We start from the raw sequence: 16,019 nt of genomic DNA, 5'->3' as shown, positions 1-16,019 counted from the left end.
TCGCTCCACAATAGCACTTAGCCACGTACAATCATACGCGTTCCTTTTAACGGTAGACACCCGGTCTTACTTACTCAATTTCAGCTCGACTTCTCAGAGAGGATTTTTGTAAATGGACTGAACACCGACTTTCAGCAACTACCGGCTCTCTTTAGAACAGTTCCATGAACTACTTTTTCTCATCAACGAATTTGTATGGTTTTATTATGGATGAATTTAACATAAAACATTTATAGTTGTCAAACTAATTAAATATTTTTTTGTTGGCTTAAAGTGAAATATGGAAATATAGTTCTATTGATTCTTACCTTAAATTGAAATATCTGTAAATATTGAAACTTAACTGTCTTGTGAACGTATGTAAATAAAGGTATTTCACTAATTGGAATGGGGAGCGGTGAAGTGAAAAAGAGGTTAGGACTTTTATTTTTAAGTATCAGTTTGATCTTTTTATTTGTGGCATATTCAGAAGAATCTGCTACAAAGGAACCAGCATATATTGCCAAAGCCAGTGATTTTGAAGATTCAGGCTTTACTAGCCGTAGTAATCAGTTGATTGTAGTCATTGGAAATGAACTAATGATTAGTGCTTACTATGGACATTCCAAAGAAAAAAGTAGCATTGATAAGATTTTAGAATTAGAAAACGTTAAACCAGATATAAGGTTTAAGAAATTTTACCAAAATGTCCAAGTTAAAACAAAAGGTGATATTTATTATATTACTGCTGACGACGGTGTATCATTGGAGTTTGAAAAAATTGGAGAACGCATTATTGTGGATAAAGAAGGTATGGAATATTATACCCAAGAATATTCAAAAGAATGATATTCACTTTAAATGAAGAAAATCGCTATCCGCTCTTTAATAGCAAAACCTATTCCCAGAGGTATCCGGATTGCTTTGGAGTGGACTTTAGCTACATCATTACCGCGGAATTTTTAGGAGAGTAGGTTCGTGACGCTAGTCACGATCCTACTCTCCTTTTTCGATAGTCTTGTGGTTTTCGACCTTCCGTCGCCCTCCTGCAACTATAGGCAACACGTTATGTCAGTAAACATTTATCACTTTGTTGATTCAAGCGGTAGGCGGTGACTCCAGCGAGATGAGTGAGACAGATAAGAAATCACAAACGACGCGTGAGCTGTGGTGATGGCTTATCGCTCACCACACGGAAAGCGTCCGCCTATAGCGGAAATCAACTATACTTTATTCCATGTAAAATATATATTTCTTTAGTTTCCTTTAGCATTGTTCGTGTTTTCTCATGAAAATAGAAATTATGAAATTGATTCATTAATATGAGAATAAATCAAAAAATCCGTCCATTCATTGTTTTCAAACGAAAATCTTTCTCTCAGGCATTCGAATGTAAATCCTGCCCGCTCCGCTAATTTTTTGGATGGCTCATTATCCGTATTAATATGTAATTCGATCCGATGAAAGTTTAATTCAGTGAAGAATAATGCAGTTGCTGCTTTTAAACTTTCAAGTCCATATCCATTTTTCCAGAACTGATTATGTATTGAATATCCCATCATTGCCCATTGATAATCCATTCTTAGAATAGTGATCAATTCTACTTTCCCTACATTTACTCCATCTTCTTTTCGAAATACCCCTAATATGTACATCTCATCTCTTTCAGCTGCCTGCTGAAATCCATCAATCCAATTGATAAACCACTCTTCCGTGGAAGTGGCCATATCGGAATGTCCATCATCGTAGGGATACTGCGACGGTAATCGATTATCGAACCCTTCATACCAATTAGCATAATCTTTTTTTTGGAATGGTCTAATAATAAGTCGTTCGGTTTCTATAAATAAGGTTGTCTTTTTCATTATTCTCCTCCTACCCAAGAGCTTCAACACTTTAGCAAAAATACTTTATCTATATTTCTACATTACACTAGAATGAATTTTTAGAAAATATTAAATTTTTTATAATAATTATTGATTCTACCGTTACGTAAGGTTTTATAATGAATAAAAGAAGTTGAAAAGGTGGCATAAAATGTATTCCATAGGAGATTTAGCTAAATTGAGCAATTCGACAGTAAGAACCCTTCGATATTATGATGAAATAGGTTTGTTAACTCTTTCACATTTAAGTGATGGTGGGCATCGGTATTACTCAGAGCAAGAAGTAATTAAACTTCAATATATAAAAGTGTTAAAGGAGATGGGATTTAATCTACTTGTTATACAACAAATGCTAGAACATCAGCATTTAAGTCATAAAGAAGCTCTTACCATGCAATTGCGAGTGTTAGAACTGGAGAAAAAGCGTTTGGAAGAAAGGACACGCTCTATTCGGTATCTACTTCAGGTGAGTGAATTAGAGGAACTTGCGAATTGGAAAGATGTTTTTGATCATATCCCTATGAATTCCACTCCTACTCCTATAAACGTATACGAAGAGATTTGGAACAAACATTTTTCAAAAGATGAAGTTCAATACTTAAAACAACTCCCAAAGGTTGGAGATGATATGGAAGTGATTCAGAGCTTCACAACACTAATAAATGATATTAGAAAAAATATAGAAATAGATAATACAAGTCCTGCAGCACAAAAATTGGCTCAAAGATGGCTTGCGTTAAGTGAAATTATCTTTAACGGGAATAATGCACTAGCTCATAAAGCATGGAATATACAAAAAGAGACAAAAGGAGAAATAGGAATGTATCAATTTGACCCTGCAGTTGTAGATTTTATCGAGAAGGCAATAACTTATTACTTTAAAATGAAAGGTCAAGGAGACTAATATGAAAACAAATTATATCATGCTAGATTTACTTGTTTATATGGGACTTCCCTACATTATCTGGACTTACGGAAGAGATATCATAGGAGATTATTATGCCATGTTGTTATCTACGCTTCCAGCAATCGTTTATACTATTTTTCGTTTCATTAAAGACCGACAATTTAATTTGGTTGGTGTTTTCATCATTTCTTCCTTACTGCTTAGCTCCATACTTGATTTACTAGCTGGATCTGCTATTCAAATGCTTTGGAATTCTGTCTGGTTGAGTTACTGCTTTACTTTCATTTATATTATTTCCATGATCATTCAAAAGCCATTAGCAATATATTTCGCAATAGAGTTCATGCATCTACAAGGGTATCCAAGGGAAGATTGTAAAGATTTATATTTCATAAAAGGGAATGTAAAATGGTTTCAGTTGGTTACGGCCATTTTTGTTATTCGGGGACTTGTAATGAATTCCATCATGGTCTGGTTAATTATGAAACATGGGGCTGACGCATTTATGCATTTAATTGTTGTTAGAAAAGTACTGGGGTATGCATTTTCAGGTCTTATATTTGCTGGATTTTTATATGCAGGGAATAAAGCAATTCTATTCACGAAGAAAAATAATATTGAATGGTTAAAACCAGTCCAAACAGTTGAATCCAAATGAATAAAATAAAAGAAGATTCAAAGCGTTTAAAAAAAGTAATCCATCTTGTAGCTACACATAGATGGATTACTTTTTTAGTCTCAGGGTAAATTGTTTGCTAGTATCAAATAAAAGAATGGTCTATACCAGTTGGTCTAGGGCCTTCTTCTTCCATAGTATTACTTGTGTTAGTTGTCATATGAAAGCTGAATATCACTGCTACACACAACCATAATAGAACACTTTTCTTTTTCATTTATAAATCCTCCCATTGGTTAATAAATTTTTGTTTAAATAATATTTTAATTGATTTTTGATAATACAAGTCAGCTGCTTTAAACTTTTTTTGCTTAAAATAATAATTTGCCAATACAATGGAATACTTTTGTACATGTCGATCGTCATCGACCATTTCGAAATGATTAATACTTTTCTTTAATACGAATTCAATGTCATCCGTTAATGAATGGAGAGCTCTATATATTTCTAAGTGACAATAATAGGATGGGTTTTCTACATTATGTTTAGTATTTATTTCTTCCATTGCCTTATAGCCTCTTTTACACCATTCAAGGACTTCCACATGGTTATTCTGCTTAGAATACTCCTTTATGATCGAAAGAATAGTTATCAAAGATCCTTCTGCATTATTGTTCCCCTCTTTGCTTTTTAAACTAAGCTTATAAAACTCAATTGCCTTCACATGCCTCTCTTGGATTGCATGTAATGAGCCGAGATTTTGATAGATCACCCCCTCATAATGAAATAGTCTGTAGTCTACTGCCAGCTTTTTTGCTAAATAATAGTTCCTCTCTGCTTCTTCGTATTTTCTCATTTTTTTATGTGCCATACCTATAACGATGTAACTATCAATTGCTCTTTCAAATAAGAGATTGTCCTTATAGTACAGCAATGATTTGGATGCATAATTAATTGCGTTAAAAAATTCATTACAATAAAAATATGTCAAACTAAGCACATTGTAATAATCTGCCAACTCCCATTCTTCTATTGATACATGATGAATGAATTTTAGCGAACTCTCTAAACGGCTTAATGCTTTTGTATAATCTCCATTTAAATAATGATAAAGACCAAGATTTAAATTCATCATAAATTTTTGCTTGTTGTCTAAATCATCTTCCATTTTCATCATGACATGATAAGAGGGCTGTAGGTTATCCATCTCTTCATTAAGCACTAACTGGAGCCGAAACAGATATAGATGATAGGTATAGTAATTTTTCAATTGCAAAAAGTAGGTCTTTTGACTAGTAAACTTATGCAACGATGCTCGGATTAATTTCTTATTCCTCTTTATGATTGCGTTTTTATACAATTCATAAAAAGCAACTAGTACCTCGTCTTCATTTGGCACATTTACTATCTCTAAATTTAGTCTTTTTAGCAAAAACATTAGTACTTCTTCACTTGGGACAGTTGCATTATTTTCAATTTTACTGAGGTAGGATGTTGAACAAATTCCCTTTGCCAATACGTTCTGTTTGATATTCTGGTTTAATCGCTCTTGTTTTATGATATGACCAATACTACTCATTTTTCTCCACCTCTTTGAACGTAGTACATTTAATAATTCTGTAAAAAAGTTAAAATACCTTTATCAATCGTTCGACATCAACCGACAGTTAGTATATAAAATCATATGTACGGCGAAAGAAAAATATCAATTAAAAAAACACTCTTTATCCTAAAATTAATAAATATTATTAAATTTTCCACATTATAAGAAATCCATAGAAGTTAGAAGCAATTACATGTAATTATTTTAGGATATTTCCCATCTTATTTATGTTCTAATAGAACAATTTTTTTAGTAATATTTAGGAAAGATATTATATTTTTTTCCAGTTATACTATCAAAAAGTTTTAATCAATTTAAGTGGATTATGATCAAATAAATCCCTACACCTAATGATTCAGAAACCTAGCCTAACCTTTTGGACAAGGAAACAAGCAAGTGGAACAGCTTTCCGCACACATAATCAAAAAATATTGCAAATGTCAATAAAAATTTTATTTTTATTACGATTTAACTGAAAAGTAGTTGTAAAAAAACCTATCAAATCCCCTTTATAGGACAAGATATATCTTAAGCTTAAGAAATAAAACATTACTTTTCACACGCTAAATCAGAACGTAGATTCTTATTTGTGGAGGAGTGATAAAATGAATGACGAAAAGCAGAAAATAATTCAAGAGTTCCTAAAATGCCCTACAAACAGATCACTATTGGATGAGTTTAAAAACACCAATTCTGAAGAGATAAAATTACGCATTGATTTGGAATTTAAGAAATTCTACCAAAATTTTAGAATCTTATCTTATCTAATAAAGGTTTTACACTTTGAGAGTAAACATTTTGATAAAAAGATGCGTTCTTATCGGGATAGAAACCAACTAACACTTGAAAGTAATTTGGATATGTTTCCAATTTACCATGAGAAAGCTTTTGCAGATTCAATTGGTCTTTCTGGAGACATTGTGGATCATATAACTAGTGAAAACTTATTTAAATGTTTAAGAAAACTTACAGATAGACAAAAGGAAATACTTTCACTTGTTTTCGTTAAGGAAATGACAGATAAAGAAATTGCACAACGATTAGGAATTACGCAACAAGCTGTTTCAAAGACAAGAAGAAATGTAATTAAATATATTAGAAAGGAGCTTACTTATGCTAGATGAAGGGAACATCGTACAATTAATTGGCAACTTTGGCTTTCCAATTGTCGTTACAATCTATCTCTTACATCGTTTCGAAAATAAAATAGAATCACTTGAAAATGCCATTCACAGTATTACGAATGTTGTGAACAATAACATTGAAAAAAGAAAGTGAGGAAAAAAAATGGACGAAACGCATATCCTGTCAATTTTAAAACAGCTAGAACCTAAACTGCGAAGTGTACTATTTCAAACAAGCAACGAATATCGAGAAGACTTAGAACAGGATTTAAAAGAACGCATTATTAAAATAATTCAAAATAACATTATGCAAGAAGTCCCTGGCTTTTTCGACTTTTTAGGAGAGGAACTGGTTTTATAATTTGAAGTTAGAGTTAACTTATTACATGTATCATAATTAACCCCATCCATATGATAAATGGATGGGGTTAATTTAGTTTTAGTTAGAACAAGAGATAATAAAACGTACCAAAATATGACCGTGTCCACTCACTTTTAATAAGAAAATACTTTTGTAACTAAAAGATAATTCTGCTAATATAGGAAAATAACTTTTTGTCATTTTCATTTCAACGAATCAGCCATTACGATGCGAGTGTTGGATAAAGTTCGAGAAGAAATAGGACTTATCTTTCCAAGTATCTTAAGTAACCCGTTGTAGCCAAACAGTAAGAACAGCAGTTTAACCATGACGGAAGCTAGTAACTACCGCCTATTTCATTATTCGATAATCACACTGGCAGGCTCTAAAATGAACTTTTCTATCACATGGAGTACTCCCTCTTCATTGTTTGTAAGTGAGATGTAATCAGCAATATCTTTCAATTCCTTTACAGCATTGCCCATTGCTATGCCTAAGCCAGCTGTTGAAACAAGATCGAAATCATTGTAGTTGTCACCTATACCGATAATTTCTGAACGGTCAATGCCAAGCTTTTTCGCCAGGTGCAGCAGGGCACTCCCTTTGTTTGCTTCTGGGTGGGTAACTTCAAGATAGTGTTTTTTTGATTTCGCGATGTGAGCACGCACGCCAAACAATGTTCGCAATTCTTCTTGCAAGGTATCCAGGTAATCAGGTTCTTCAATAAAGAGTGCTTTTGTAAATCCTTTTTTGGCCAGCTTGAAAAGATTTGGTTCCACCGTGTACGGGACCTTGACTTCTTCGGAATAAGTTATAAGCTTTTCATTGTCCGATGCACTATAGAGAATATCATCTTGGTACACTTGTAAATGAATTTTTTTCTCACAAGCAATCTCCACTAACTTTTGTGCAATTTCAGGAGAAATCAGGCGCTCATACATTACTTCTTTTTCATTAACATCCTTAATAATTGCACCCTGATAAGTAATAAGTGGTACATTGATACCTAACTGTTGCGCAATCAGTTTTGCAGAAGGAAACATACGACCAGTAGCAATCGTTACTATTGTTCCGATTCCAACCGCTTTTTGAATAGCTATGACTGTATCCGGTGAAATCATAAATTCGTCTGTGAGTAACGTCCCATCAAGGTCGATCGCAATCATCTTAAACATAGAAACGCTCCTTGTAATGTTATTAATAAACAGTAAATATTATCTTAGCCCTTCAAATAGCAACACTCGTGCAGGTGAAGCTTCTGTACCTACTAATTTTATTGGTGCTGCAACCATAAAGTATCCTCCTTGCTCTATTCCCTTTAATCGAAGTCCTTCTATTATAATGATGTCATTTGCAAACAATATTTTATGCGTTGGATGCCCTTCTTGACTTCTTTCGATTCCAAGTGCATCGATTCCAACCCCTCGAACACCTACCTCAGAAAGATATTCTGCTCCGTCTTGTGCTAGATAAATAAAATCAAAATTAAATGCTTCCTCAAATGAATTTTTCGTTTTTAATAAAACAAAATCGCCCTCTTGAATCTCAAAACCTTCTAAGTCGGATTTTGAGACTCCTTCATTTTCCAACCCAGTTAAATCCAATACCTTACACTGCCCTACAAGATTATCTAATGGAATCGTTTCAAACGTATCTCCACCAACAACCATGTGTAGTGGTGCATCAATGTGGGTTCCTGTATGCACATCGAACTCCAACCGTGTTTCAGTAACATATCCATTCGTTATTTGATTTACTTTTGGTTGTTTTTCCGGTTTATTCTTATAAACGGTCATTCCTTCATAAATTGCACCTGTTACATCGTATATTTTCATTTTATCAAACCCCCATTATTTAATTTATTTTTTTATCTAGATATAAAGTTATCCTCGCACGTTATGAATGATGTTGTCTAGTAAAACTACTTTGGTTCTATAGATATTCAATTGTTCATGCACTATAAATAAAGTGTTAAATAAGCCTGAGTCTAAATTGCTTTCTTCGTCATAGCTCTAGTATTGGAGCTCACCTGAACCAGAACCGACAAGACCTTCTTTATGGATTACGGGAATTCTGATATCAACAATATCGATATTACGTGAAAATAAATCAATTTCATCCTTTCATTAAAGTATCTTAGTCAGGTTTCAATATTTTTGATAATATAGTACAAAACTCTATTGGCAAAAGTCGGGATGGAAGTACGCACCCGAACTCCTATACATATTCACATTAAGTAAACCAGACTAGGGTGATGGCTTTTCATTTTTTTGCTTATGCATTCTTTCTAATTTCTTCCTCATAATAACGAATAAAAGTATAATCATGAATAAGAGAATAATAACGAATGTCGGTATACTCAGAACTGTTGCAATTATCATTATGGATATACAAAATACTGATTATATAAGTAGGAGGGAATTGAATATGGGTAACGAAAATCCCTCTAGAGGAATTGACGTAAAAGAATATTTAATTGAGTCAGAAGAATGGTCCATGCAAGACATGACCTTTGTATTATTTGGAGCAACAGGAGATCTAGCACAACGAAAGTTATTTCCTGCTTTATATAATTTATATCTTGATGGAAAAATACCCGATACTATATCTATAGTTGGTTTAGGCAGAAACTATTTTTCAAACGAAGTGTTTCAGTCCAAAGTAGAAAAAGCGCTTCGAGCATACTCTAGAAGAGATATTCAAACTTCTGGTTTGCAAAGATTTTTAACCAAATTTCGGTACTGTGCATTTGATGCGACTGACAAAGAATCCTATCAACGTTTGAACGAACTCATTGAAAACAGAGAAAAAGAGTTAGACATACCAGAAAATCGATTTTTCTATTTATCTGTTGCACCAAGTTTAGTTGATGTTATTACGTCAAATCTTCATACAAGTGGTGTAAGTCAAACCAAAGGCTGGAAGCGTCTCATTGTCGAAAAACCATTTGGAAGTGATCTTGCATCTGCACAGCAATTAAATAAGAAATTGAGCAAAACTTTCAGTGAAGAAGAAATCTACAGAATTGACCACTATCTTGGAAAACCAATGGTCCAAAATCTTGAAACCTTAGTATTGGCCAACCCTGCACTAGAATCTTTGTTGAATCATAATCAAATTGCTAATATCCAAATTACAGCAAGTGAAACCGTTGGGGTAGAAACTAGGGCTGATTATTACGATAAAGCGGGAGCAATTCGTGATATGGTTCAGAATCACCTTCTTCAGTTAGTAATGATGACAGCACTAGACCTTCCCAAAAAAATAACCGCAGAAGAAATTCGTGTTAATAAAATGGAAATTATGAAATCTATTCGACCAATCCTGAAAGAAAATGTATACCAGAATGTTGTTCGCGGCCAATACGAATCAGGAGAGATTTTCGATAATCCAGTAGTTGGCTATAAAAAAGAACAAGGAGTTGATAGTTCCTCAAAAAATGATACTTATTTCGCTGCACGCTTATATATTGATAATCCATCTTGGAGTGGAATTCCCTTTTATATACGCACGGGGAAACGAATGAATCAGAAGTCTACACGGATTGTCATTGAGTTTAAGAATAAGGTGAAAGAATCATTCCCAATTGAAGGAATCACTCCGAATTTATTGATCCTCGAGATTAGTCCGGACGAAAGTATTTCTTTAAGGGTGAACATGAAAGATCCTTCTAGTAATCGTTTTGATCCTGTTTACATTAACTTCTCAACCAATTCGGAAGGTCTACCAGAGGCATATGAGCTTCTTTTATTTGATGCAATGCTCGGTAATGCCACATTCTTCGCTAATTGGAAAGAAGTCGAATTATCTTGGAAGTGGATTCAACCTTTATTAGAAGCATATCAGGAGGATATGTTACCTTTATATCCTTATCCTGCTGGTTCATCAGGTCCAGAAGAGGCAAGTCAATTATTGCTATCCGATCAATTTAAGTGGTGGTAGGAAAACGTTAAAATCAAAAGGGAAAACAAATTAGAAAACTGTTTCTCCATATTAGGCTAAACAACGCGAAGGAATGAGGTAAAAATATGATAAAACAACAAATTGGTGTTATAGGTTTAGGCGTGATGGGAATGAATCTTGCGTTAAATATTGAGAGCAAAGGCTATGCGGTATCTGTCTATGATTACTGGACTGATAGAACGGAGGAATTATCCAACAAAGAAGCGAAAGACAAAAATATTCAAGGTACCTACAGTATAGAAGATTTTGTCGCTTCATTAGAAACTCCACGCAAGATATTATTGATGATAAAGGCTGGAGATACAACCGATTCAGTCATTCAATCTCTTATCCCTCACCTTCAACAAGGGGATATTTTAATAGATGGAGGAAATTCATACTATCAAGACACGAATAGACGGACAGCAGACTTAAAAGAATTTGGGCTCCATTTCATTGGTGCCGGAATTTCTGGTGGTGAAGAAGGAGCTCGTAACGGCCCTTCGATTATGCCTGGAGGCTCAAAAGAAGCTTACGAACAGGTTAAACCGATTCTTGATGCAATTTCAGCTAAAGTAGATGGAACTCCTTGCAATGCGTACATGGGACCTGATGGATCAGGACACTATGTGAAAATGGTTCATAATGGAATTGAGTATGGGGATATGCAACTGATCTCAGAAGCATATTTTATCATGAAACATGCACTTGGTCTTACAGCTAAGGAATTGCATGTAATATTTTCTGAGTGGAACAAAGGAGAGCTTGATAGCTACCTCATTGAAATCACCGCGGACATTTTCACCAAGATGGATGAAGAAACTGGGAAACCACTTGTTGATCAAATTTTAGATGTAGCTGGGCAAAAAGGGACAGGAAAATGGACAAGTCAAAATGCACTGGATTTGGGTGTTTCTCTTCCAATCGTTACAGAGTCCGTGTTTGCAAGATTTATTTCTTCTGTTAAGGGAGAACGAGTTGCAGCAAGTAAAATACTTAAAGGCCCTGTATTGAACAAGTATGTAGGTGATTCAACTGATTTGATTGAAGCGATTCGTAAAGCTTTGTATATGAGTAAAATTTGTTCATATGCGCAAGGTTTTTCCCAAATGCGTGCAGCATCTGAGGAGTATGGTTGGAAAATTCCTTACGGAGATGTCGCAATGATTTTCCGTGGAGGTTGTATCATTCGTGCGCAGTTCTTACAAAAGATTAAAGATGCTTTTGACCGTAATAACGATTTGCCTAACCTGTTAGTTGACCCGTACTTTCAAGAAATAGTTGGAGAATATCACAATTACCTTCGCGAAGTACTGACCTTGGCAATTCAACAAGGAATTCCAACTCCTGCCTTATCAAGTGCTTTAGCTTACTATGATAGTTATCGTACGGAGACGTTGCCAGCTAATCTTATCCAAGCACAGCGGGATTATTTTGGTGCACATACCTATCAGCGTATAGACAAAGATGGGGTGTTTCATACTTCTTGGACAGCCAAATAACAATAAACAAAAAAGCATCCGATGCTAAAACAACTCTGAGTCGTTTAGAGCACCAGATGCTTTTTGTTGGTTTGGAACAAAGATTGATCAAAAAGGAGCTATTTTTCATCCCTATATAGGGATTTTAGTAATAAAGATTGATTATTTCGGAAAGCGAATATTCAACAAATATATTCGTTACTTGAAGATATCTTTATATCTATATAGTAGCCAAGTAGAAATAATAGAAACCACAAGAATGTCATAAACAAATTGCCCTACCTCAAGATTGTCTAAATTATTCATTATGGCATTAGGGATTAAACATAACGCTAGCTTGTGCTGCGTTTAATGTTACTGTAAACCAACAATCTCTTACATTTTAAAGAATTTTTTTATAACAGAAATAAATAGAATTAAAAAAAAGTGTTTACTTAAATTCGTTATTTTCTAAAATAATCACTTGATCCTTATTGTTTTGGGCTATTTGTTTTGTATTTTCTACCAACCGAAAAATATTATCACAACATTGTTTTGCACCAATAACTAATAATGGCACACCAATAAAATCAATTTTTAATCCTCTAGACAAAAAACCCCCAATCGACATCGCTAATGGTACAGTTGGTGATGTATTGGAGAAGATTATTTGTTCATGAAATTGATGTTTACTTTGAATCAATAAAATTAAATTTTTCATTGCTGGAACAACGAGTTTAGAAGATTTCCGACCTATTGTATACACTGAGTCTCCATTTCCATCTATCCCATGGAAAATGATGTTTCCAAAATCCTTTTTAGTTAACTTATTGAAATAGTTTACACTTAATATTTCTTCTTTTGTCAGTTCTCGTTCTGATTGACTAATTTCATTTAAATGATATGCAGCTGCCAGAGCTGTAGTATGAGTTCCACCATAGTCATTATATATATAAATCACGATATCATCCTTTGAATTGTTTTCTTAGACTATTATGGGCATTAAATCTAAATCTAAACTCAATTCTTTTGATTAACAAGTAATAAATTTACATAAAAAATACCGCTACCTTACGCTGCGTTTAATGTTCCGACTGCGGCAAGAAAGCCAACAGATCACCGTTTACTTTAATTATTCTTATTAAACTAAAGCCTTCGCTAGTTGAAACCTAATAATAAGTTCTATTTCTTGGTTGTTTCAAAATCTGTTATTTGCGTGGTAAAATAAGTTCTTCTTCTTTACCATCCCAACTTATCGTTACGGTAATACTTTCATCCACTTGAAGTAATTGATCTCCGTTATTATCTGGTGTTGTTGATTGAATTAAGCCATCTTCATTTATGGGATAGTTTTTTACTTCTAAGTTTCTACCTCTATAATTATGGGAAATATTATAGTCAATCATTTCAGGAACTTTCTCTTTACCGATATAAAAAATAGTATATGAAAAATTAGAGTCAGTTATTTCATAACTAGCTCGCCAATTTTCCCCTTCTCCTTGAAAGGTGAATACTTTTCCCTTCTCGCTACACGCCGCTAAAGATATCAGTCCAAGTGAAATAACCAGAACTAAAAGTAATTTTTTCATAATACACCCCTTTTGTATATTACATTCGATTCATTAGATCACCATTTCCTCATGTTTCCAAATACTCCTTTTTATTTCCATTTTTATCCATGAGATAAGTTCTTCGTAAAAAGCGTAATCTTATTGATTAATGCTACCACTAGTTGAACGTCTTAATTATATTTATACGTTTTCTTCTCCTTATTATCACCGTCCTTTAAAAATGTCCGTGTCTTTGCGTAATGACAATGAACCTAATGCATATTCAACTAAACTAAATGCCTTAGTTTAAGTGTAGCGTTTCACAATGGATCGCCGAAATCTACTTGATGTTTTGGACGTAAAAATAGACCATCGAAAAATGATGGTCTGGTTTAACTAATGCATTCGTTAGTTATATAAGCATATATTAATTTTCGAACGGATTTCAGTTTAAAAATGTGGTTGGAAAGGTAAAAATCTTCCCCTACTAAAAAGGGAAAGATGATGAGAATTATTTTTTTATATAATGATGCATAGCTAGTTGACCTAATTTTTCTACTTTGGTTAATGTGTATTTTTGAGTAATATCATCTCCATTATAAAGGGAGATTCCTTTCCCTAAAATAATAGGTGCAATGGCTAGTTGAAATTCATCAATTAAATTTTCTTTAAAAAATTCACTAGCTAAGATTCCTCCACCAATTAACCATATATCTTTACCAGGCTTTTGTTTTATATTTTTAATGAAAGTTTTGACATCTACATCAATAAATGAAGCATATTCATCTGATCCACTAACAGAACTAGAAGAAAATACATAATTTTTATAATCACTATAAGGATAATTCATATCAAATCCACGAATGACATCATAAGTTCTTTTTCCCATAACAACAGTGTCAATTCGTTCTAGGAGTGAATTGTAGCCAGAGTCTCCTTCTACTTCTGTTGATTCTAACCACTCTAATGTACCATCATCATTTGCAATATAGCCATCAATTGAAGTACCAATGAATAAAATAATGTTACGCTGTTTTTTCATGTAAATCTCCATTCCTTTGTTTTAGATAATAAAATTAGTATACCAATTAATTACGACAAAACTTGTTATTATTTAAAAAGGACGAATACATGTCAAAAGTAAAAAGACTTATAGGTATCAGAATGTAAATTATAACCAACGCTGCGTTAGTTCAATACACTACGGTTATAAAAACAGTTCCATTTCAATATCTTTTTTGGTATAACCCATTTTTTTATATAGAGGTTTTCCATCCTTTGATGCGTGTAACCAAATTCGTTTAACTCCACTTTTTTTACTTTCCTCAATACATTGTTCCAACATTTATCTTGCCAGACCATTACCACGATTCTTAGGGACAGTGTACATATTAAGGATTCCCCCCTAATTATCTAGTATAAGCTATTTCCCATATTTCTTGTTCAACTAAAGCCTCGTTAATAAGTGTCCAACTGATTAGGGGTGATATGTTATGATAATTAAGATTCGTTTACTGGTAAATTTTTTTGGTTAACATTTGTATTTAATCGAACATGTCGAAATGGGGGAAAATTATGTATATGTTGCGAGGTCATCATCTTTTTTGCCTTTTGGGCTATCGGGGAATGGGCTATTCCCAAGAATACGTGGAAAATATGACACGTCTGCACCAGAGCTTGAGAGACACCCCCAAGATGAGAATCCAAATTGTAAAGGGTCCCGATCAATTGTGTGAAAAGTACCCAAACTCAGGTGAATACCACTGCCAAGCCGACGATATTTATGAAAGAGATGCCGCTATTTTAGAGAAATTAGGGCTTAAAATCGGACAAATTCTGATTTGGGAAGACATTGAGTCACTCATCCGAAAGTATATCGTCCCCTCCGACATTCAAATTGTGTGTGAATCTTGTTCCTGGCGGTCATACGGAGTTTGTGCAGAAGGTATTAAAGAGATTCATGAAGGGAAGGGGTTAAGGGAACTGAAATAAGCCCTCCCCTTTTATTATATAGTTCTATTTTGAGGTGAATTGTTTAAACTAAGCACCCGTTTGTTGAATAAGAAAAGGTCTGTGGAAAAACGAATTTCTAACTGATAAAACTATTTCCCACAAAAATCATCAATGTTTGAGTGAATATAGTATCCAGACACAATGGCTTTCCCTCCGCTGAACAAATTGAAAGATTTTTTCTCGCCATCACCGTTTTCAAGCGTAGCTCGATGTCCGAAACTCTCGAATTCCATCTCTTCTGTACCTTCTCTTCTTGAACCGTTAATTTCCCTAATTAGCTGATTAATGGTTTTCTGATCATCAATCTCAATCGTTTCACCACTTGTACATTCAATTTTGAGTTTAACCATTTCATCCTCTATTAAGAGTTCGCTGAAATGGTTACAGGCACTCAAGAAAATGATACAAAAACAATAGAGTAATCTTCTTTTCATTAATTCACCTCCTAAGGTTTGTTGATTCTGAATTAACCAGCTTATTGAATTAGCCAGCCCCTATAGTTCAATAAGAAAAAAGAGCTGCCTAAGCAACCCATGTTCTTTAACTAAAGTCACCGGTAGATTAATGATAGCTCTATT

At 33.8% G+C, this 16,019-nt stretch carries 17 protein-coding genes and 1 other annotated feature (1 of these 18 running past the window's edge); of the genes, 9 read left to right on the top strand and 8 right to left on the bottom strand.

Annotated elements, in window-relative coordinates:
* Positions 1-195, bottom strand: a binding site (T-box leader) (it extends 49 nt beyond the left edge of the window).
* Between the two features lie 207 nt (positions 196-402).
* Positions 403-828, top strand: a complete 426-nt coding sequence (locus MHH81_RS09300) for a hypothetical protein (protein WP_340920399.1) — start codon at positions 403-405, stop codon at positions 826-828.
* Positions 829-1,280: 452 nt separating this feature from the next.
* Here MHH81_RS09300 and MHH81_RS09295 read toward each other — a convergent pair whose 3' ends face one another.
* The gene (locus tag MHH81_RS09295; protein ID WP_340920397.1) at positions 1,281-1,844 is read right to left on the bottom strand and encodes a GNAT family N-acetyltransferase; all 564 of its coding nucleotides are present in this window, start codon (positions 1,842-1,844) and stop codon (positions 1,281-1,283) included.
* A gap of 172 nt (positions 1,845-2,016) precedes the next feature.
* On the opposite strand from MHH81_RS09295, the gene MHH81_RS09290 reads away from it, so the two are divergent.
* Positions 2,017-2,769, top strand: a complete 753-nt coding sequence (locus MHH81_RS09290; RefSeq protein WP_340920395.1) for a MerR family transcriptional regulator — start codon at positions 2,017-2,019, stop codon at positions 2,767-2,769.
* Position 2,770: 1 nt separating this feature from the next.
* Complete coding sequence (locus tag MHH81_RS09285; RefSeq protein ID WP_340920393.1) at positions 2,771-3,430, top strand: VC0807 family protein; 660 nt, start codon at positions 2,771-2,773, stop codon at positions 3,428-3,430.
* A gap of 235 nt (positions 3,431-3,665) precedes the next feature.
* Here the strand turns inward: MHH81_RS09285 and MHH81_RS09280 are convergent, their stop codons facing one another.
* The gene (locus MHH81_RS09280; RefSeq protein ID WP_340920391.1) at positions 3,666-4,967 is read right to left on the bottom strand and encodes a helix-turn-helix domain-containing protein; all 1,302 of its coding nucleotides are present in this window, start codon (positions 4,965-4,967) and stop codon (positions 3,666-3,668) included.
* A 629-nt stretch (positions 4,968-5,596) separates the two neighbouring features.
* On the opposite strand from MHH81_RS09280, the gene MHH81_RS09275 reads away from it, so the two are divergent.
* From MHH81_RS09275 to MHH81_RS09265, 3 genes are read left to right on the top strand one after another with little or no spacing between them, the layout of a single operon-like run.
* On the top strand, positions 5,597-6,115 hold the full coding sequence (locus MHH81_RS09275; RefSeq protein WP_340920390.1) for a sigma-70 family RNA polymerase sigma factor: 519 nt from the start codon (positions 5,597-5,599) through the stop codon (positions 6,113-6,115).
* The gene (locus MHH81_RS09270) at positions 6,105-6,269 is read left to right on the top strand and encodes a YvrJ family protein (protein WP_340920388.1); all 165 of its coding nucleotides are present in this window, start codon (positions 6,105-6,107) and stop codon (positions 6,267-6,269) included. Before MHH81_RS09275 ends, MHH81_RS09270 begins: the two co-directional genes overlap by 11 nt.
* Before the next feature lie 9 nt (positions 6,270-6,278).
* The gene (locus MHH81_RS09265) at positions 6,279-6,476 is read left to right on the top strand and encodes a hypothetical protein (RefSeq protein WP_340920386.1); all 198 of its coding nucleotides are present in this window, start codon (positions 6,279-6,281) and stop codon (positions 6,474-6,476) included.
* A gap of 359 nt (positions 6,477-6,835) precedes the next feature.
* On the opposite strand, the gene MHH81_RS09260 is transcribed toward MHH81_RS09265, so the two are convergent.
* Positions 6,836-7,651 (bottom strand): Cof-type HAD-IIB family hydrolase, encoded by an 816-nt coding sequence (locus MHH81_RS09260; RefSeq protein ID WP_340920383.1) that lies wholly within the window; start codon positions 7,649-7,651, stop codon positions 6,836-6,838.
* A gap of 39 nt (positions 7,652-7,690) precedes the next feature.
* Positions 7,691-8,311: a cyclase family protein gene (locus MHH81_RS09255; protein ID WP_340920381.1), complete on the bottom strand. Its 621-nt coding sequence runs from the start codon at positions 8,309-8,311 to the stop codon at positions 7,691-7,693.
* A 661-nt stretch (positions 8,312-8,972) separates the two neighbouring features.
* Here MHH81_RS09255 and zwf point away from each other — a divergent pair.
* A complete protein-coding gene (zwf, locus tag MHH81_RS09250) occupies positions 8,973-10,418 on the top strand; it encodes a glucose-6-phosphate dehydrogenase (RefSeq protein WP_445678132.1) in 1,446 nt (481 codons plus the stop codon).
* Positions 10,419-10,504: 86 nt separating this feature from the next.
* Complete coding sequence (gene gndA / locus MHH81_RS09245) at positions 10,505-11,920, top strand: NADP-dependent phosphogluconate dehydrogenase (RefSeq protein WP_340920377.1); 1,416 nt, start codon at positions 10,505-10,507, stop codon at positions 11,918-11,920.
* A 409-nt stretch (positions 11,921-12,329) separates the two neighbouring features.
* Here the strand turns inward: gndA and MHH81_RS09240 are convergent, their stop codons facing one another.
* From MHH81_RS09240 to MHH81_RS09230, 3 genes are all read right to left on the bottom strand, one after another.
* Positions 12,330-12,839, bottom strand: coding sequence for a DUF3189 family protein (locus tag MHH81_RS09240; protein ID WP_340920374.1), 510 nt, complete (start codon positions 12,837-12,839; stop codon positions 12,330-12,332).
* A 247-nt stretch (positions 12,840-13,086) separates the two neighbouring features.
* Positions 13,087-13,467, bottom strand: a complete 381-nt coding sequence (locus MHH81_RS09235) for a hypothetical protein (protein WP_340920371.1) — start codon at positions 13,465-13,467, stop codon at positions 13,087-13,089.
* A 472-nt stretch (positions 13,468-13,939) separates the two neighbouring features.
* Positions 13,940-14,470 (bottom strand): dihydrofolate reductase family protein, encoded by a 531-nt coding sequence (locus MHH81_RS09230; RefSeq protein ID WP_340920369.1) that lies wholly within the window; start codon positions 14,468-14,470, stop codon positions 13,940-13,942.
* Between the two features lie 533 nt (positions 14,471-15,003).
* On the opposite strand from MHH81_RS09230, the gene MHH81_RS09225 reads away from it, so the two are divergent.
* Positions 15,004-15,420 carry a DUF1284 domain-containing protein gene (locus MHH81_RS09225; protein WP_340920368.1) on the top strand — a complete coding sequence of 139 codons (417 nt, stop codon included), beginning with the start codon at positions 15,004-15,006 and terminating at the stop codon, positions 15,418-15,420.
* Positions 15,421-15,530: 110 nt separating this feature from the next.
* Here the strand turns inward: MHH81_RS09225 and MHH81_RS09220 are convergent, their stop codons facing one another.
* Entirely contained in the window at positions 15,531-15,875 is a 345-nt protein-coding gene (locus MHH81_RS09220) for a hypothetical protein (RefSeq protein WP_340920365.1), read from the bottom strand.
* Positions 15,876-16,019 lie beyond the last annotated feature (144 nt).

This window comes from Psychrobacillus sp. FSL H8-0484, from assembly GCF_038005325.1.
Classification (GTDB): Bacteria; Bacillota; Bacilli; order Bacillales_A; family Planococcaceae; genus Psychrobacillus.
Note: the sequence above shows the minus strand (reverse complement) of the source record. Positions and strands in the feature narration are given on the sequence as shown.